The following is a 19,675-nucleotide window of genomic DNA, read 5'->3' as shown; positions in this document are numbered from 1 at the left end:
ATATCTTCAAATCGTTGCCTTGCCTGAAAACCAAGTCAATCTCGCTGAACAAAGCATCCTGGGGTTACTTGGGTATCACTATTAGCGTTTTACCGTCTCAAGTTTCCAGATGTTGTTCACGTAGTCGCGGATAGAGCGGTCTGATGTGAACTTACCAACTAGGGCGGTGTTAAGAATGGCTTTCTTAGCCCAACCCGCTTGGTCTTTGTATTGTTTGCCCATGTCTTCATGCGCTTTCACATAAGATGCAAAGTCAGCAAGACATAGGTATGGGTCACCGCCATCTAGTAGGCTATCAAATGTCGCACGCAACAGACCTGGTTGACCTGGCGTAAACTCTTCGCCTGTTAGTAGGTCTAGAGACGCTTTCAGTAAGTGGTCAGCATTGTAGTAATCGTAAGGGTTGTAGCCAGCTGCTTTCACCGCTTTCACGCCTTCAACATCAAGACCGAAGATGTAGATGTTCTCGTCGCCCACTTCTTCACGAATCTCAACGTTAGCACCATCCATCGTACCGATAGTTAGGGCACCGTTAAGAGCCATCTTCATGTTACCTGTACCAGATGCTTCTTTACCCGCTAGCGAGATTTGTTGTGAAACGTCTGCCGCAGGGATGATGATCTCAGCCATGCTCACGCGGTAGTCAGGGATGAATACCACTTTCAGTTTGTTACCGAGGCGAGGATCGTTGTTGATCTTCTCTGCAACCTTGTTAACTGCGAACATAATTTCTTTCGCTAGGTGGTAACCCGGTGCTGCTTTTGCTGCGAAGAAACATACACGTGGCTCACACTCGAAACCTGGTTCGTTCAGGATACGGTGGTATAGAGACAGAATGTGTAGCAGATCTAAGTGCTGACGCTTGTACTCGTGTAGACGCTTGATTTGAACGTCGAAGATAGCGTTAGTATCTAGCTCGATACCCATGTTATCTAGAACCCAATCAGCAAGACGCTGTTTGTTTTCTTTCTTAACAGCCATGAATTCTTTTTGGAATTTCGCGTCTGTTGCGTATTTAGCGATGCCTTCTAGCTGCTCTAGTTTCGCAGGCCATTCTGGACCTACTTTCTCAGTGATTAGCTTAGAAAGACCTGGGTTACAGAACTTCAACCAACGACGAGGAGTGATACCGTTCGTTACGTTGTGTAGACGAGTTGGGTACATCTCGTGGAACTCTGGGAATAGGTCTTTCTTAACCAATTCAGAGTGAAGTGCTGCTACACCGTTTACTGCGTAAGAACCGATTACACATAGGTTAGCCATGCGAACCATGCGGTTGAAACCTTCTTGGATGATAGAAAGCTTCGCTTGCTTCTCACCGTCACCAGGCCACATCTTACGAACTTCTTGTAGGAAGCGGTGGTTGATTTCAAAAATGATTTCCATGTGACGTGGAAGTAGACGCTGGATTAGCGACTCTGGCCACGTCTCTAGTGCTTCTGGAAGTAGTGTGTGGTTGGTGTACGCAAATGTCTTAGAACTGATTTCCCAAGCCGCTTCCCAAGTAAGACCTTTTTCATCCATTAGAATGCGCATTAACTCAGGGATAGCAATGGTTGGGTGCGTATCGTTAAGCTGGATAGTCTCTTGCTTCGGTAGATCCGCTAGAGAGTAGCCTGCAGCTTCGTGGCGACGTAGGATGTCGCGTACAGACGCTGCTGAGTGGAAGTACTGTTGCATTAGACGCAGTGTTTTACCTTTCTCGTGGTTATCGTTCGGGTAAAGCACTTTAGTGATGTTACCTGCGTCGATCAGCGCGTGCTGAGCTTCGAAGTAATCACCGTTGTTAAAGCTTGCTAGTGAGAATGGTGCGATAGCCTGACATTCCCAAAGACGTAGAGGGTAAACCGTGTCTGATTCGTAACCGACGATAGGTAGATCCCAAGGCATTGCTTTTACAGACATGCCAGGAACCCATTTACGAACTTCTTTACCGTTCTCGTTTACCACTTCAACGTGACCGTAGAAACCGATTTCTTGCGCAAGCTCTGGACGAGCCACTTCCCAAGGGTAACCTTCTACACCGCGCCATGCGTCTGGTGCTTCTTGTTGACGGCCGTCTTTGAACGACTGCTTAAATAGACCGTATTCGTAGTGCAGGCCGTAACCTACAGTAGGGAATTCTTGCGCCGCACATGAATCCATGAAACATGCTGCTAGACGACCTAGACCACCGTTACCCAATGATGGGTCGCGTTCTTCTTCTAGAAGGTCGGTTAAGTTGTGACCTAGTTCAGCCATTGCTTCAGTGATCTCTTCGTAAAGACCCATGCTGATTAGGTTGTTACCCGTTAAACGACCGATTAGAAATTCTAGAGAAAGGTAGTTAACACTTTTCGCATTCTTGATGCGAGGATCTTCTTCTGTAGCAAGCAAATCACAAGTCGTGAATTCTGCCAGTGCGCGACCCATTGCTAGGTACCATGCACGGCTATCTGCATTTTCAATCGTGTGTGCATAAGTTACAGATAGATGCTTCTTCACACTCTCTTGGAACGACTTCTTGTCAAATTGTTTTTGTTGAGTTGGTTTCATTAAGAAATTCTCACGTCATTTAGTAATTCATCTGCCATACATCCTGCATTTCCCTCTGTGAATAAACATCCTCCTGTTTCTCCTCCTTCGTGGGAGGAGGGGGTAGGGCGTAGAGGGAGTACCATTGAAAAGTTAGTGATCCAAATCGCAACACAGCTGTCTCTCGTCCTGTTCTTAGTGATTCGGATCACAACCAATCTTGAGAAAGATTAAAATTTGTTCATGACGGTTTTTATGACCCCTTCCCACTCCAATGTAAAAAGTGTCTAATCGATCACATTACGTCTTTTAACATCGATAATTTTTTCGTAATAGATGTGCAACTCAAACTACATGGAATCAATACCAGCGACATTTAAGTGACCAGAATCACAAATGCAGGGCGTAGTTGACGGCATTTTCATCAACTCTCGAGAATTAGGAAGTGGATCAAAGTAAGAGGCATTTCTGATGTCGTACCATCCCAAACGACTCACAAGCCTGTACACTTTTCATACAAACTAAAATTTTTAGTGGTGTGAGTCAGTTTTCTAGTTTCGCTAGCTCAAAAAACAAGGACAGAATCAATAATGTGGATTCCATCTAAACTTACTCGTCCGGGTCGTTTGCATAATGCTATCGTCCGTCCACGAGTATTGGACTTACTACAACAAGCGCCTTACTACAAATTAGTACTATTCCGCTCGCCTGCTGGTTACGGGAAAACCACAATGGCGGCTCAGTGGCTGTCAGATAAACCCAATGTCGGTTGGTATAGCATTGACGATAGCGATAACGATGGCTTTCGTTTCGTTAACTATCTACTGCAAGCCTTAAATAAAGCCACCAACTACAACTGCTCTAATGCTCAAAAACTGGCGGAGAAACGTCAGTTCTCTTCGTTGCGCTCTCTATTCAGCGAAGTTTTCGCCGAAATGGCGGATTTTCAGCATGAGTGCTACGTCGTTTTAGACGATTACCATTTGATCACCAACGACGAAATTCATGAGTCAATGCGCTTCTTCTTAAAGCACATGCCAGACAACCTAACCGTGGTTGTGACAAGCCGTGCGGCACCACCTTTGGGTACGGCTAACTTACGCGTACGCGATTTAATGATCGAAATTGGCAACGAAATGTTGGCATTCGATACAGAGGAAACCACACGTTTCTTCAACCAACGTATTGCCGATGGCATTGATGAAGACATGGCAAACAATCTACGTACCTATGTGGAAGGTTGGCCATCCGCGTTGCAATTGATCGCGCTGCAAGCACAACATCAAAACCGCACACTGGCACAAACCGTCGAGTCGGTTTCTCAGTTTAATCATGCGCACCTATGGGATTACCTCGTCGAAGAAGTGTTTGATTTGCTTGATCACGAAACACGCCACTTCTTAATGCAAGTGTCGGTGCTGGACCATTTCAATGATGAATTAGTTTTCGCACTCACACAGCGTGAAGACGCGCTAGGTATGATTGAATCTCTAAACCGCTATGGCCTGTTCATCTATCCGTTGGAAGGTGAGCAAAACTGGTTCCGCTTCCACAATTTATTTGGCGAATTCCTTTCTCATGAACGTCTTGCTCGAATTCCACAACAAGAAAAAGACCTACATCGTAATGCCGCCGTTGCTTGGTTGAACCAGAAAGCACCGCATCAAGCCATTCATCATGCGCAGAAATCTCATGATACCGACTTGATCGTCGAAATCTTAAATGAATTTGGTTGGAAGATGTTTAACCAAGGTGAGTTAACCACCTTAGAATCGGCGATCAACAAACTGGATAAAGAGTTACTCTTCAGCCATCCAAAACTGTCGATGCTAAGAGCATGGTTGGCACAAAGCCAACACCGTTACAATCAAGTGGGCGAGTTGCTGGCAGAAGCCGAAGAAGAACACACTAAGCGAGATATCGAGTTGGATTCTGGCTACCAAGGCCAAGCCCACGCCCTGCTCGCTCAAGTTGCGATCAACAGCAACCAACCAGAGCGTGCATTGGAACTAGCCGAACTTGCATTGAGCCAACTTGACCCTACCGTGTACCGCAGTCGCATCGTGGCGACATCGGTCGTCGGTGAAGTTAACCACGTATTGGGTAAGCTCGATCGTGCATTGCCAATGATGCAGCAAACCGAAAAGTTGGCTCGCCAGTATCAGGTTTACCACCAAGCGTTGTGGGCAATCCTGCAGCAAAGCGAAATTATGATTGCGCAAGGTTACGTTCAAGCAGCATTTGAACTGCAAGACTCAGGCTTCCGTCTGATCGAAGACCAGCAGCTACAACACGTACCCCTTCATGAATTCTTGCTGCGTATTCGCGCTCAAGTATTGTGGTGTTGGAACCGTCTGGATGAAGCGGAAGAGTGTGCGTACAAAGGTCTGCAAATTCTGGAAAATCACTCACCAAGCAAGCACTTACATAGCTACTCAATGCTGGCACGTATTGCAATTGGCCGTGGTGAACTCGATAAAGCAGGAAAATTCATTGAGCACATCCAACACTTGATGAAACAGTCTACTTACCACGTAGATTGGACTGCGAACGCATCACTTTCTCTGATCTTGTTCTGGCAAGCGCGCGGTAACACAGAAGCAATTCAAGAATGGTTGAATACTGCCGTTCGCCCTGAATCCGCATGTAATCACTTCCAACAACTGCAATGGCGTAACATTGCTCGCGCTCATATCAACCTAGGCCAATATGATGAAGCACGTGAGGCACTGAACTTTTTGCAAAGCGAAGCTAGTCGTACGAATTTGGTGACGGATACAAACCGCAACTTGGTTGTAGAGGCTATCTTGGCAGCACGCCAAAAAGACGAAGACCAAGCGAAAGCGCTATTGAAAGAAGCCCTAGTTATGACGAACCAAACTGGCATGGTAGGTAACTTCCTTACTGATGGAGCCACCATTGGTGGTCTGTTAGAGAAGCTAAGTCTTCGTCACGAACTCGGTGACCTAGAACGTCATCGTGCTCAGCAATTGATGAAAGACATTTCATCAAACCAACGCAGTCGTTCTATTCACTTCGATGAAGACTTTATTGAGAAATTGGTGAATCACCCGAACGTACCGGAACTGGTTCGTACAAGTCCACTGACTCAACGCGAATGGCAAGTTCTTGGTCTAATCTACTCAGGCTTTAGCAACGAACAAATCGCGCAAGAGTTGGATGTCGCAGGCACAACGATTAAGACTCACATTCGTAACTTGTACCAAAAGCTCAACATTGCTAACCGTAAGGAAGCCATCGTAACAGCGGAAAATCTGTTGCAGTTGATGGGTTACTGATCGGACTGAATAAATTAGTGCTAGATACTAGGGTTGGCGTTATGCGTCAGCCCTTTTTATTGCTCATTAATCGTTGAAAAGTGCAAATTGCAAAGCACGTAGGAAACGTTGTACATATATACCCGAGTCATTCTCACAGAATCAAGCATCTCAAGGTTATTTGGGTATACTACAGACAAAAAAATAGCCAACCGCAATTAAGGCGATTGGCTTATGTATGATGTGAACAATGTGTATTCACTAACAACGTCAGTTGGCTAGGTGACCCTCGGCTTAAGAAGGGTCGAAAAGAATTATGCATTAATCATGCCAATTTGAAAAGCTTTATTTTTGGGCACAAGATCTCATATCAGATCAGACCAGAACGAATAAATTTGCAATATGCAAAACCAAAACGCAAAACGCAGTTGCAATACGCAACCACACTTCATAAATGATAAATAAATCATCAAATGGCCAGATTCACGATATTTATTGTTTAGTTAGGATGATTTAGACAGTGTTGCGCCTTTTATATTTCCCCTCTTCACATTGCTAAATCTCGCTTATCGTTCTGTTTTATTTGTTCAAACTCGCGATAGAGTTTGTGTTTCTCCGAAAAGCCATCATTTCGAACTCTTCCGAAACACTATTTCATACTTTTTTGACATCAATGTTTGTATACTCACTGCCATCAACATGACTTAGTACTTGAGAAATGAACTATCTAATCACCTACTTTAAAGGAATGGCCATGGGTGCAGCTGATGTTGTCCCTGGCGTATCAGGCGGCACCATTGCATTCATTACCGGCATTTACGACACGCTGCTAGAAAGCATTCGACGTATTAACCCATCACTTTTCTCGATTTGGAAAAAAGATGGCTTCAAAGCCGTATTTAACCATATTAACGGCTTCTTCCTGATTTCATTGTTTGCGGGCATTTTCACTAGTATCGCAACACTGGCAAAACTGATCAGTTGGCTACTAGAAACCCACCCAATTCCAATCTGGTCTTTCTTCTTCGGCCTGATTTTGGTGTCGGTCTACCACATCATTCGCCAAGTAGAGAAACGCGATGCGATTCGCTTTGTTGCCCTCTTGATTGGTATTGGCTTTGCCTACAGCATCACGGTACTAAAACCACTTCACATGGAGCCAACTGCAATCAACACCATTCTTGCAGGTGCGATTGCGATTTGTGCAATGATCCTACCGGGCATCTCAGGCAGCTTTATTTTGCTGTTGATCGGCATGTACGCTCCTGTACTAGGCGCAGTGAAAGGGTTCCAATTTGATATTCTTGCACTGTTCCTTGTTGGCTGTGTGGTCGGTCTATTGTCTTTCTCTCACCTGTTATCTTGGTTACTGCGCAAATTCCGCGATTTAACTTTGATGTTCCTAACAGGCTTGATGATCGGCACGCTACCGAAGATCTGGCCTTGGAAAGAGACGTTAACATGGCGTACAAACTCGAAAGGTGAACAAGTACCATTGCTAGAGCAAAACCTGTCACCGTTTGAGTTTGAGCACATCACGTCTCAACCATCACAACTGGTGTTAGCCGTGATCATGATGCTAGCTGCCATTGCACTGGTACTTGGTTTAGAAAAGTTTGCGGATTCAAACAAATAAATCTGAACCACTATTCCATCATTTAAGAAGCGGAGCCATTGGCTCCGTTTTTTTATTTACGCTCTACAAACCAAATCATTCTCGCTGAACCAGCATCTCGAGGTTACTTGGGTATAGTGCACAATTTGTTGAAGTTACGAGTTTTCCTACATCCCATCTGTGCTAGGATGCAGACAATGTTAAGTGATAAATACTGAATCTTAATGAAAGTGTTACAAATCGCAGGGATAGCCGTTGCACTGGTTGCTGGCTTTTACGCGCCTACCCTCATCAAAAACTTCTCTTCAGCGCCCGAGCCTAAGTCGCTCGATGAATACTGTTTCCTCTCTACTGAACCTTGCATCCAACATGATGTTGCGATGACGCTTAGCGTCGATACTGCTCAACCTCTGATCCCCGCTCAACTCGAAGTCGAATGGCAAGACAGCGAAGCCGATCAGCTTGTATTAAGTTTGGTTGGTCGAGAAATGGAAATGGGCGAGCCAAAATTCATGCTGAAGAAAGTGGCGCCGGGTAAATTCGTGGGCGACGTGACATTGCCCGTTTGTACACAAGATTCGATGACGTGGGTTGGTGAGCTTTCCGACGGTAAAGACACCATCTACCCAGCCCTCAAAATGCAAAGATAAGGAATTGATATGAGCCGTAATTGGTCTCTTTTTCTCGTGGTTGCTTTTGTCCTCGGCTTTGGTACCAAAACGTATCTAGATGGACAAAAAGACGTAGAGAAAAAACAACAAGTCGCGACCGAACAAAGTGTGTTGTTCGGCGAAGGCGATAAACCTGTCGATATCTTCGATACCAGCGATGATCGCATTCGCATTGTTTACTTTGGCTTTACGCGTTGTCCAGACGTGTGTCCGACCTCATTAGCCATGCTAGCAGGCGCACTCAATCAAATCGACGATGCGCAAAAAGCACAGTTGCGCCCGATGTTTATCTCGCTTGATCCAGAGCGCGACGAAGCCGATGCATCCGCCAAATACGCGCACTACTTCCACCCTATGATTGAAGGCCTGTCAGCACCGTTGGATGTCACCACCCCACTTGCTCACAAGTACGGTGTTATCTTCCGTAAAACGGAACTCGAAGGTTCTGAGCTGAAATACACTCTCGACCACAGCTCATATTTCTATTTCTTGAAGCCCGACGGCACACTCATCACTAAAGTGCCACATACTTTAACGCCTGCGCCAATTGTCGAGGCGATAACCAAACTGACTGCAGAAGGAAAAACCAATGAAAGCTAAGCATGCAATCAAAACGTTAGCCCTCTCCGCCCTACTTCTAAGCCCTTTGGCACAAGCAAACCTCAATGTAATGCCACATGAGCCGTATGCACGAGCCATGGCGCCAGGTGCCGTAACAAGTGCTGTATTTGTTACCTTTGCTAACCGAAGCCAAGAAGACATCAATATCGTTGCAGCAGAAACACCAGCAGCAGGCAAAGTTGAGCTGCACGATGTGATTAAAGAAGGTGATGTGATGAAGATGCGTCAAGTAGATCACATCACACTAACAGCAAAAGAAACCACCGAGCTAAAACCGGGCAGCCTGCATATCATGCTGTTCGACCTTAAACAGCCGCTTAATGAAGGCGACGAAATCGAAGTCACCGTGACTTACGACAATGGTCAAAAGCAAAGCTTTACCGCACCGGTTAAAAAAGTCATGGCTGGAATGAAAAAGCACGAGCATCAGCATTAATTGTTGCTCGGCAAATCAGTTCAAAGCTCCTCCAACGTGAGGAGCTTTTTTATTCCTCTCTCTTTTCTCTGAGCAGCATTCACCAAGCTATCAATGCATAATTTTGTGTCCTAAATCAGAGCGAAATAGCCGCAGCTGAGATATAAACAAGGCTTTGCTGCCAAACGAGTTTCTCGCCATGTTAAAAGCCCTTTCTCGCGTCTTCAAAATGCTGACCCAAGTGAATCCAAATCTGGAACAAGATGTCGACACCGTGATACAAGCCATAGGCGGTTTGGATAACTTGGTCGAAACGGGCGCTTGCGCGACAAGGCTACGCCTAACGTTAAAAAGCACCGCTATCGTGAATCAAAAAGCATTGAAAGAACACGGGGCACACGGTGTGGTGATCATCGATGACCGACATATCCAAATCATCTACGGCGTAAAAGCCAACACCTATTCACAAGAGATGGAAGAACGTCGAATAAAACACATATAAAACGCAAAGGAGTTGTAAGATTCGAATCACAGCCGCTATACTCCGGCCGTTAACTCACCAACGAAGAGGAAATATGATGATTGTAATGAATAACACTAACTGGGCAGTGAAAGGGTAAACGTCCAACTTTTTCTCGTGGCTAAGCCACAGCACCTCCCTTCTTTGCCCGGTTTCCACCGGGGTCAGCTCTATGCGAATTAGACCCTCATACGATTTGTATTAAGGCGCTTTGTGGCGTCTGGGATAATTCAACAATGAATAAAACACATTCTTTTTGTGAAACACTACTTACTCAACCTAACCCGTTAAAGCTATTAGGTTGGAAACCGTTTTTTCAACAACAACTGACGTTAGACGATTATGAAGACACGCTCTTCGCACGAGTGATTGCTCACCATCGCAGTGGCTATGTCGTGGTAAGCGAGCAAGGTGAAACCCATTTGCCTATCCAAGCCTCACTACCCAGCATGACAGTGGGCGACTGGGTGATACTAAACCACCAACAGCAGTTTTCTCGTTTACTTGAACGCCGCAGCTTATTCAGTCGTAAAGCCGCAGGCAGCAAGGTTGCCGAGCAGCTTATCGCCGCAAATGTGGATACGGTCTTTATCGTTTGTTCAGTCAACCACGACTTTAACCTCAGCCGCATTGAGCGTTATTTAACTTTGGTCAATGAAGCCGATGTTGAGCCCGTGATTGTGCTGACCAAAGCCGATTTATGTGACGATGTCGATGAACTAAAAACTCAGGTGCAAAGGCTCGATCCATTGCTAATGGTCGAAAGCGTAAATGGCCTAGATGAATCGAGCGTAAGCAAGTTAATGAGTTGGTGCGGCGAAGGGCAAACCGTTGCTTTTATTGGCTCATCTGGTGTGGGTAAATCCACTTTAGTGAACACGCTACTAGGCGAACAAGAACAAGAAACGGGTGGTATCCGTGAAGACGACAGCAAAGGTCGACACACTACCACTTCTCGCTCTATTCACTTGTTACCTTCTGGCGGCGTCTTAATGGACACGCCAGGAATGCGTGAGATCCAATTGACCGATTGCGAAGCTGGCGTTAGTGAGACCTTCTCTGATATCGAAGCATTAGCAGAGCAATGCCGATTTGGTGATTGTCAGCATCAAACAGAGCCAGGTTGCGCCGTTCAAGCTGCGATTGAAGATGGCACGTTGGAGATGCGCCGCTTTACTAACTACCTGAAGTTACTGCGCGAACAAGCCCATAACGGCGCGACACTTGCTAAGAAGCGAGCGCAAAGCAAGCAATTTGGAAAGATGGTACGTAATGTCGTCGGAGAAAAGCGAAAACGCCAACAAGGTTACTAAGTTGTAGTATTTAGGTAATCAATAGAACAAAGGAGGCTAACGCCTCCTTTTTTAATAACTTAATGAAAAACCATCATTCATATTTGGCGACACAAATCAACACAAAAGACCAATAATGGCAACATCAAGCAAACATTTAAACTAAGAACAAACTAAAACTAGACACAAAATATTACCAAGCTAAGATATGTGATATTCAGCAAGAATATGGCTGAATTTATAAAAACAGGATAATTGATAATCAGGACGTCTTAGCAACGCAATTCCAACCTTCAGCCCTTGTTTTACAAGGAACATTACGCCGTGTAATGACTGAATTTTGCGCGCTTGCTCAGACATCACATTGCAGGAATGATGTATGCAACACAACAGTCTCGTTGCCCGATATGCTCGCGGTAACCTCGTTCTCCAAATCCTCGTCGGTATCGTCTTTGGTATCTTACTAGCAACAATTTCTCCAAGCCATGCTCAAAGTGTTGGCATGATTGGTAGCCTTTTTGTTGGCGCACTAAAAGCCATTGCACCGATCTTGGTGTTCATTTTGGTCGCAGCGTCTATCGCGAACCAAAAGAAAAACCAACACACTTACATGCGCCCAATCGTGGTTCTTTACCTAGCGGGTACCTTCTTTGCAGCACTAACCGCGGTATTACTAAGTTTCCTTTTCCCGACCAATTTAACGCTAGTAACCGGTGCTGAAGGTGCAACGCCACCACAAGGTATCGCAGAAGTTCTACAAACCTTGTTGTTCAAACTGGTTGATAACCCAGTAAACGCATTAGTAGAAGCTAACTACATTGGTATTCTTGCTTGGGGTGTTGGTCTTGGTCTTGCGCTTCACCACGCATCAGCAACGACGAAAGCGGTATTCGAAGATCTAAGCCACAGTGTTTCTCACATTGTTCGCTTCATCATTCGTCTTGCTCCGTTCGGTATCTTTGGTCTAGTTGCATCAACGTTTGCAACAACAGGCTTTGGCGCACTAGCAAGCTACGCACATCTGCTAGCGGTACTGCTAGGTTCGATGATGATCATTGCGTTAGTGGTTAACCCAGCGATCGTATACTTCAAAACGAAAGAAAACCCGTACCCATTAGTGTTCCAATGTCTACGTGAAAGTGGCGTAACAGCATTCTTCACACGCTCAAGTGCTGCGAACATTCCAGTGAACATGAACCTATGTAAGAAGCTAGACCTAGACGAAGATACGTACTCTGTATCTATCCCGCTGGGCGCGACCATCAACATGGCAGGTGCAGCAATCACCATCACAACGCTAACGCTAGCAGCAGTACACACTATGGGCATCGAAGTTGATCTCATGACAGCAGTACTTCTAAGTATTGTTGCCGCAGTATCAGCGTGTGGCGCATCTGGTGTTGCTGGTGGTTCTCTACTACTGATTCCACTGGCGTGTGGTCTGTTTGGTATTTCAAACGACGTAGCAATGCAGGTTGTAGCAGTTGGTTTCATCATTGGTGTAATTCAAGACTCTGCTGAAACAGCGCTAAACAGCTCAACAGACGTTATCTTCACTGCCGCTGTTTGCAAATCAGAACAGCAAAAAACTCAGTAAGACTTATGCATCAGTAAGATTTACGCATCTTTGGTGTAGGAAATAGAAAGGGGAGCCAATGCGGCTCCCCTTTTTGTTTCCTGTTAAGGGTGACTTACAAACGAACCGTCTTCCCTGTTTGCATCGACTCTAACGCAGCATCCGCTAGCGTCAGAGCAATCTCGCCATCTATGCCAGAGCAGCATGGCGCTTCGCCTTTCAGTACTTCAACAAAGTGTTGCCATTCCGCCACGTAAGCACGCTCATAACGCTCTAAGAAGAAGTACTTCGGTGTTGCGCCTGTTTGCCCTGTTTCTGTACTGCGGCTGACTAGATTTTCGGTCAGATTCGCCACTTGCAGCGTACCTTTCTCGCCATGCACTTCGAGACGTTGATCGTACCCGTAACCAGAGCGACGACTGTTATGAATCGTCGCCATCGCGCCAGAAGGAAATGTAAGCGTCACCACACTGGTATCGATATCTCCCGCTTCACCGATGGCAGGATCTACCTTGCAACTGCCATGTGCAGTAACTGCGATTGGATCTTCCCCTAAGATAAACCGCGCCATGTCGAGGTCGTGAATCGTCATATCACGGAACATACCACCGGACGACTTACTGTATTGTGCTGGCGGTGGCGCAGGATCACGAGAGGTGATAATTACGCTTGCTGGTTCGCCAATTTGACCGTCATCCAACGCTTTCTTAAGACTCAGGAAATGCGGGTCAAAGCGGCGATTGAAGCCTAATAAGAAAGGCACTTGATGCTGATTTACTACGCCCAAGCAATCACGTACTCGCCCCAAATCAAGGTCGATTGGCTTCTCACAAAAGATGGCTTTACCTGCTTTTGCTGCTCGCTCAATCAAATCCGCATGAGTGTCGGTTGAAGAGCAAATGCACACCGCATGAACGTCGTCATCCGCCATCGCCTCTTCTACGGTTTGGCGTTTTGTCTGCGGATACTGCGCACAAAACTGATCCGCATAGACTTCATAAGGTTCGATAAGCGAATAAATCGTGGTTTCTGGTGAACGTTCGATATTGACCGCATGGACTTGACCAATTCGACCCGCTCCAAATAAAGCAATATTAAACATAGTAATTCCCTTCTGTGTCGCTTAATCGAATTGACGCTTCATGCCCGCCAACATATCTGTGGCTATGTCGTAGTAATCCCCTTCCCACAGTTGGTCATTGAGGAATTCACCAGAATAGAAGCCGTCGTAACCTGTTTGGCGAATCGCATCGACCCATTCTTTTAATGGCACCTCACCTTGCCCTAACAAGTAACCACGTAGAGCGCGCTCATCGGGCCAAGCCTCGCCCGGAGCAGGACGCTTACCGTCAGACAAGTGCACGTTGTAAATCAGCTCGGCATCGATATTTGCCACTTGCTCCAACGTTGCCCCGCGACATGCCCATAAGTGCCATGTATCCAGAACAAAACCAAAGTTGTCGCGGCCGACGGCGTCGTACAGGCGGAAGTAATCTTCCAACTTGGCGATTGGAGTCCAAGCCGCGCCTTCATATTGGAAACGGATGCCATAGCTCTTACCAATGTCGGTAATCTGGCGAATGTTCTGTGCCGTGAGTTCGATGTTTTGCTCTTTGGTTAAGCCATTTAATGCCTCAAAAGCATTGAGCTGGATGGTAGGTGCACCCACGGCTTGCGCAAAACGGCACAACGTCTCTGAATCTTGGAACAATTGACGTTGGCCGGCTTTATCTGTCACTTCAACTGCGCCAATGATGTCGATCGCTGTTGGGACAATGCCAAACTCATCCATGCGCTGTTTGAGTTGTTCAGCAGTGAAGCCAGCTTGAATATAACGCCAGAGTTTTTCGGTGTGGATTTCGAGTCCTTGGTAGCCAGTTTCTTTGGCAAGTCGGACATCAGATAGGATATTGCTGTGCAGAGAGCACATGCCATGTAGAGCAAAACGCATCAGATTTACCTCTTCTCATTGCCCTGTACATTGCAGGACATAAGCCGAATTCAGCTCGAGCAAACCCGCAGCACAACCGCTAAGTTGCACCTAATCAGTGGACAAAGGTATGGAAAAATCTGCGCGCTTTACTGCTTATTCGCTCGCAGGATCGCGTCCCTATTCGAGATTACTGAGCGATGAAATTACTTCACTTCTCGACAAATCAGACTCACCGCAATCGCCTGCGCCAAATACATGGAGCTGCTGAGCGAACGGAAGCCCATCAATTCGCCTTCTTGCACTTCAAAACAGACATCCATTTTGCTGCCATGAGGCGTCATTTGGTTGTCAGTAATGCAGACAATCGGCACGTTCTTTTTGCAAGCATCATCAATCAGTTGGCTGGTTTCTTCCGCGTATGGATTGAAGGTGATAGCAAACAGAACGTCTTTATCGTTCATTCGTCGAGTTAACGGAGACAACATGCCACCGTGATCATCCAAGAGCACGACACTCTTGTCAGATTTCATGAGGGCGTACCAAAGATAGAAAGCCACTGGGTAAGCGCGGCGAGTACCTTGAATGTAGATGGTTTCTGCACCATCCATCAGAGCCACTGCACGTTCCAGCTTTTGAGGAGAGACCGACATTTGAAGCTGTTCTAGTGCTTCAATGTTCGCGTGTCCGAAATCTTGGAAAATGGCTTGAGGCGAGTCATGCGGGACGTCCTCCATCTCACGAGCTTTACGAACGCGCTCTTTATAATCTCTCGGGCGATTCAAATATTGATCGCGAAACAGTACTTGCATAGAAGTGAAGCCATCAAAGCCCATCGCATTAGAGAATCGGCTTAAGGTCGACAGGGGGACGTTAGCTTGCTTGGCAATGGTCGCCATGGTTTCTACCGCCACCAGCATCGGCTGGTCGGTTACGAAATCCGCGACTTGCTGCAAACGCCCGCTCAAACTGTCGTAACGCTTTGCGATTAACTCTTTTAGTGTGTCTAAATCTGCAGGTGCTTTCACTTCAACATCCATAGTTATACTGCTCTCCTATCAATGAACGCTTGGAGATAGAGGCCCCTTATAGTAACAAAAGGGGCCGCTATTTTAAGATAATAATTCAAAGTTTCGTACCGCTTCTTCTTTCACATAAGGCATCGCCTTTTGCATGAAGTAAATACGGTCAAACTTTTGTGGTTCCTGATTCATGTAATCGCGAAGATTATGGCCCAGAGCCTGACGCAAACAGGTGCCAATATTGAACTTGGACACGCGGCTTTGCTTGAGCTTGAGCATGTCTTCATCGCGGATACCACTCGAACCATGAATCACCAACGGCACAGCCACAGCATTTGCGATACGGTCTAGACGACCAAAATCGATAGTACAAGTTGGCTCGGTTAAGCGGTGAACGTTGCCGACAGAAATTGCGACACAATCAACGCCACTCTCTTCTGCAAAGCGCGCCGCGTCTTCCGGTTCTGTGTAGATAGATTTTATGTGGTCGCGACCTTCTTCGTAAGGCACCGAACCAATTTCACCCTCTACCGATGCTCCTAACGCATGCGCCACTTCCACGACTTTCTTGGTGCGAGCAATGTTCTCGTCCAACGTCAGTTGCGAGCCATCAAACATCACGGAACTAAACCCAGCTTTAAGCGCACGAAAGACGATGTCTTCTTCGTAAGTGTGGTCAAGGTGAAGCACAACAGGCACTGTGCTCTTGTGCGCTAGATTTAGGAACATCGCCGCAGCGGTTTCTACGCCATAAAAATCCACTACGTCTTTGTTGCAGGCTAAAATTACAGGTTTGTTCACTTGCTCTGCCGCTTCAACAACAGCACGTGCATCTTCAAAGCCGAACACATTAAAGCAAGGGACAGCGTAGTTAGACGCCGCAGCCTCCGGCAATAGGTCATTCAAATTTACCAACATGATGATTCCCCTACTTAAATTTCGCGATCATGTCTTTGATGCCAGGGATCGTTTCCACTTGGTATTCATGGTGCGGATCGAAGTGCTGAATCAAAGATTTCTCTGTTTTGCCAACAATGATGGTGAAGTAATACATTTCGTAACCCGGAGCAGCCACACTTGGGTGATAGCCTTTGTCGATGGCAATCACTGAGCCCGTGCGCACGTGGTAAACCGGACCAAAGTCGTCTTCGTGCTCGTATAGGAACTGCGCACCAAAGCCAAAATCTGGGTTGAAGCGGAATTGATACACTTCTTCGTAAAGGGTTTCTTTGCTGCCGTCAGGCTTAACACGATCTTCATCGTGCTTGTGTGGAGGGAAGCCAGACCAACCGCCTGCCCCAACGGTGAATAGCTCACTCACTAATAAGCGACCACGTTTGTCTGCGTTGGATTGACCCAGCACGTGTTTGATCTTGCGGTGTGTTTTGGTGTCATCTGAACCGTACTGAACCATGTCCACGTTCTCTTCGCGGACACAGAAAGGCTCCAGTGACGCTTCAAACTTACCACCCGCAATCATGACGTCAGCCTTGTCGCTCACACATTGGATGGTTGCGCGGTAGCCAAGTGGCACGTAAACCGCTTCTGGGTTGCCGTCCCAAACTGATTTACGCTTACCAATGTTGTCGAACGTTTCGCTCTCGCCGTCTTTCGTCACAGTGATACTGCAAGTACCGCCAGCCAATACGATGACAGACTCATACCCTTCGATAACATGGTCAAAAGTTTCGTTCTGATTCAAGAACACTTGGTTGAAGTAACATAGCGGCGTTACTTCGTCGTTCGCACCAATAATTGGTTCATTCTTGTTATCAAATGGTGGAATGTGTTTTCCCATTTTTCTTTTCTCCTCACAGTTCGTTTGATAACGAGACTGTCCTATCCTTCTGAAAGTGGCTTAACAAAAAAGCCGGGCCACGATGGTGTGTACGAGCACTGTTTGGTTACCCTCAAGTGACATACCGGCCCGGGAGACCAAACGCGCAGCAATGTGGTGCCCGAAAGCACCAAACCGTGCTTAACTTCGCGTCTCAATAAAATCGAATAATTGTTCCTTGGTTGGCATGGCTTCTGTGCAGCTGTGACCGCTGACATTAATCGCCGCTGCAGCCGTGCCGTTGCGTACGCCCTCTTCTAGCGAACCGCCAGTAACTAGCGTCCAAATCAGACCGCCGGCGAATGAGTCACCAGAACCAAATGGCTTATTGGCTTCCACTCGGAAAATGCCTTGCTCGAACTTATGCCCCGTACGGTCGTACACTTTCGAACCATGCTCACCGGCTTTCACCACCACCACTTGCGTGTTCTCCGTGAGGAATCGAGCCGCCGTTTGGTCATCATCGGTGTTACCCGGTGCAATGACGGTTTCCATCATGTCGAACTCTTCACGATTACCAATAACGATGTCTGAAAGACCCGCGGCAATGCCGTAGTAAATCGAAGCATCGGTATCCGTACGCCAAGAGTAAGGACGGTAATCGACATCCAGCACCACTAAGGTATTGCTGCGGCGGGCATGCTGCATCGCAATCAAAGTGGCTTCACGGCTTGGGCTTTCCGACAAGGCCGTACCCGTGACTACCAAGACTTTTGAGCTAGCGATGTAAGTTGGGTCGATCTCTTCTGGTTTGATGGTCAAATCCGATGCGTTGTTACGGTAGATAAGCACGGTGCAATCTTTTGGCTTCATCTCAGTGAATGCCACCGAAGTGCGCGAACCAGAATCATCGGTTCTCATACCATCAAGGTTGATGCCTTGCTCCGTCATGTAACCTTTGACGTAACCACCGAATGCATCGTCAGCCACGCAGCCAATAAAGCCGACCTTACCGCCTAACTTGGCAATGCCCACCGCAATGTTTGCTGCTGAGCCGCCAACGAATTTGTTGAAGCCGGAGATGTCCGCCATGTCGGTTTTAGCTTCGCGAGCGTAGAGATCTACGCCCGCACGTCCTAAAACGATGGCATCCAATGGTCGATTTATTTCAAGTGCAATGTTTGTCATCGTCTGTTCCTATTATTTGTATTCAACCCAAGCGGCGTTCTGGTCTGCAGATTCCACACACTTCTCGCATAGGCGTACGCCTTCGATGCCAGCGTCGATACCCGGGAACCAAATTTCAGACAGCGCTTGCTGGTCATCACGGTCCGCCGCATCGAACGCCAACGCGAAACGGTGGTACAAGTTCGCCCATGATTCAAAGTAACCTTCTGCATGGCCACCACCAACACGGTTGGAAGCCACACCCGGAGCATCTTGGTATAGGTAGCCCATACCGCGCTCTAGAATGCGTGGAGCTTCACCTTGCACTTCAAAACGAAGTTGGTTTGGTTGCTCATCCCACCATTCGATGGACGCTTTCGAACCGACGATGCGGATTTTTTGTTGGTGCATCGAACCTGCATTCACTGCAGATGCCCAAAGCGTACCGACCGCACCATCTTTGAATTGCATCATGATGTGAGCGTTATCTTCGAGCGGAGCACGTGACTGGATGAAGCTTTGACGCATGCAAGACAGGCGGTCGATTTCAAGACCTGTCATCACTTCACACAGGTAGAAAGCGTGCGTACCTACATCGCCTAGAACATAAGTTGGACCTGAGACTTCTGGGCTGACGCGCCATTTCAAACCTGGATCGTTTTTCTCGTACTCTTCGTTGTGGAAGCCATGAGCAAACTGCATGTTCACAACACGAATCTCACCCAGATCACCACGTTTCACCATTTCACGCGCTTGCTGAACCATTGGGAAACCGCTGTAACCGTACATCACGCCAATCACGCGATTGCGCTCTGCTGCGATCTGTTTGAGTTCTTCTGCTTCTTCCGTCGTGAAGGTGATTGGTTTTTCACACACGACGTGCAAGTTGGCTTCCAGTGCTGCTTTACAAATTTCGTAGTGCGTTGAGTTTGGCGTTGCGACTGAAACAGCTTGAATGCCATCTTCGCGTTGCGCTTCCTTCTCAAACATTTCTTTGTAATTTGCGTAGCAACGGTCGCCATCTAGACCTAAGTTCTCACCGAAATCACGACAACGATCCGCATCCAAATCGAATGCACCAGCTACCAATTTGAACAAACCATCACGCTGCGCCGCATTACGGTGCGAGTAACCGATCTGACTGCCACGACCACCGCCGACCATTGCCCAACGGATTGGTTGCTCAAAATGACGTTCTTCATTAAACATGTTTGACTCCTTGACAGGCTCTTGCTTAAGAGCCTATAAATCGAATTGTTGAAATCTGTTTTAAAGCT

At 46.9% G+C, this 19,675-nt stretch carries 16 protein-coding genes; 8 read left to right on the top strand and 8 right to left on the bottom strand.

The window, feature by feature from the left end; all coding sequences use genetic code 11:
• Positions 1–81 precede the first annotated feature (81 nt).
• Positions 82–2,535 carry a glycogen/starch/alpha-glucan phosphorylase gene (locus tag VJL_RS21285; RefSeq protein WP_038881316.1) on the bottom strand — a complete coding sequence of 818 codons (2,454 nt, stop codon included), beginning with the start codon at positions 2,533–2,535 and terminating at the stop codon, positions 82–84.
• Positions 2,536–3,104: 569 nt separating this feature from the next.
• On the opposite strand from VJL_RS21285, the gene malT reads away from it, so the two are divergent.
• From malT to sstT, 8 genes are all read left to right on the top strand, one after another.
• A complete protein-coding gene (malT, locus tag VJL_RS21280; protein ID WP_038881313.1) occupies positions 3,105–5,813 on the top strand; it encodes an HTH-type transcriptional regulator MalT in 2,709 nt (902 codons plus the stop codon).
• Between the two features lie 697 nt (positions 5,814–6,510).
• Positions 6,511–7,428, top strand: coding sequence for a polyprenyl-phosphate transporter (locus tag VJL_RS21275; RefSeq protein ID WP_038881311.1), 918 nt, complete (start codon positions 6,511–6,513; stop codon positions 7,426–7,428).
• Positions 7,429–7,631: 203 nt separating this feature from the next.
• Entirely contained in the window at positions 7,632–8,057 is a 426-nt protein-coding gene (locus VJL_RS21270) for a hypothetical protein (protein WP_005437869.1), read from the top strand.
• Positions 8,058–8,066: 9 nt separating this feature from the next.
• Positions 8,067–8,678, top strand: coding sequence for an SCO family protein (locus VJL_RS21265; RefSeq protein WP_009706507.1), 612 nt, complete (start codon positions 8,067–8,069; stop codon positions 8,676–8,678).
• Complete coding sequence (locus VJL_RS21260) at positions 8,668–9,135, top strand: copper chaperone PCu(A)C (RefSeq protein ID WP_038868962.1); 468 nt, start codon at positions 8,668–8,670, stop codon at positions 9,133–9,135. The genes VJL_RS21265 and VJL_RS21260 overlap by 11 nt, the downstream gene beginning before the upstream one ends.
• A 178-nt stretch (positions 9,136–9,313) precedes the next feature.
• A complete protein-coding gene (locus VJL_RS21255) occupies positions 9,314–9,616 on the top strand; it encodes a PTS sugar transporter subunit IIB (RefSeq protein WP_038868960.1) in 303 nt (100 codons plus the stop codon).
• Positions 9,617–9,870: 254 nt separating this feature from the next.
• Entirely contained in the window at positions 9,871–10,947 is a 1,077-nt protein-coding gene (gene rsgA / locus VJL_RS21250) for a ribosome small subunit-dependent GTPase A (RefSeq protein WP_038868958.1), read from the top strand.
• A 358-nt stretch (positions 10,948–11,305) separates the two neighbouring features.
• Positions 11,306–12,523, top strand: a complete 1,218-nt coding sequence (gene sstT / locus VJL_RS21245) for a serine/threonine transporter SstT (protein WP_038868957.1) — start codon at positions 11,306–11,308, stop codon at positions 12,521–12,523.
• A gap of 94 nt (positions 12,524–12,617) precedes the next feature.
• Here sstT and iolG read toward each other — a convergent pair whose 3' ends face one another.
• The 7 genes from iolG to VJL_RS21210 all read right to left on the bottom strand — a co-directional run bounded on the left by iolG (position 12,618) and on the right by VJL_RS21210 (position 19,607).
• Positions 12,618–13,604, bottom strand: coding sequence for an inositol 2-dehydrogenase (gene iolG / locus VJL_RS21240; RefSeq protein ID WP_038881308.1), 987 nt, complete (start codon positions 13,602–13,604; stop codon positions 12,618–12,620).
• Positions 13,605–13,625: 21 nt separating this feature from the next.
• Positions 13,626–14,453 (bottom strand): sugar phosphate isomerase/epimerase family protein, encoded by an 828-nt coding sequence (locus VJL_RS21235; protein WP_038881305.1) that lies wholly within the window; start codon positions 14,451–14,453, stop codon positions 13,626–13,628.
• Between the two features lie 185 nt (positions 14,454–14,638).
• On the bottom strand, positions 14,639–15,472 hold the full coding sequence (locus VJL_RS21230) for a MurR/RpiR family transcriptional regulator (RefSeq protein WP_005437844.1): 834 nt from the start codon (positions 15,470–15,472) through the stop codon (positions 14,639–14,641).
• 72 nt (positions 15,473–15,544) lie between these two features.
• Positions 15,545–16,372, bottom strand: coding sequence for a class II fructose-bisphosphate aldolase (locus VJL_RS21225; protein ID WP_005437843.1), 828 nt, complete (start codon positions 16,370–16,372; stop codon positions 15,545–15,547).
• Between the two features lie 10 nt (positions 16,373–16,382).
• Positions 16,383–17,252 carry a 5-deoxy-glucuronate isomerase gene (locus VJL_RS21220; RefSeq protein ID WP_038868950.1) on the bottom strand — a complete coding sequence of 290 codons (870 nt, stop codon included), beginning with the start codon at positions 17,250–17,252 and terminating at the stop codon, positions 16,383–16,385.
• A gap of 180 nt (positions 17,253–17,432) precedes the next feature.
• On the bottom strand, positions 17,433–18,419 hold the full coding sequence (iolC, locus tag VJL_RS21215) for a 5-dehydro-2-deoxygluconokinase (RefSeq protein WP_038881302.1): 987 nt from the start codon (positions 18,417–18,419) through the stop codon (positions 17,433–17,435).
• Positions 18,420–18,431: 12 nt separating this feature from the next.
• The gene (locus VJL_RS21210; protein WP_038881300.1) at positions 18,432–19,607 is read right to left on the bottom strand and encodes a Gfo/Idh/MocA family protein; all 1,176 of its coding nucleotides are present in this window, start codon (positions 19,605–19,607) and stop codon (positions 18,432–18,434) included.
• Positions 19,608–19,675: the final 68 nt, after the last annotated feature.

Source organism: Vibrio jasicida CAIM 1864 = LMG 25398 (genome assembly GCF_000400365.1).
GTDB classification, from domain to species: Bacteria; Pseudomonadota; Gammaproteobacteria; order Enterobacterales; family Vibrionaceae; genus Vibrio; species Vibrio jasicida.
Note: the sequence above shows the minus strand (reverse complement) of the source record. Positions and strands in the feature narration are given on the sequence as shown.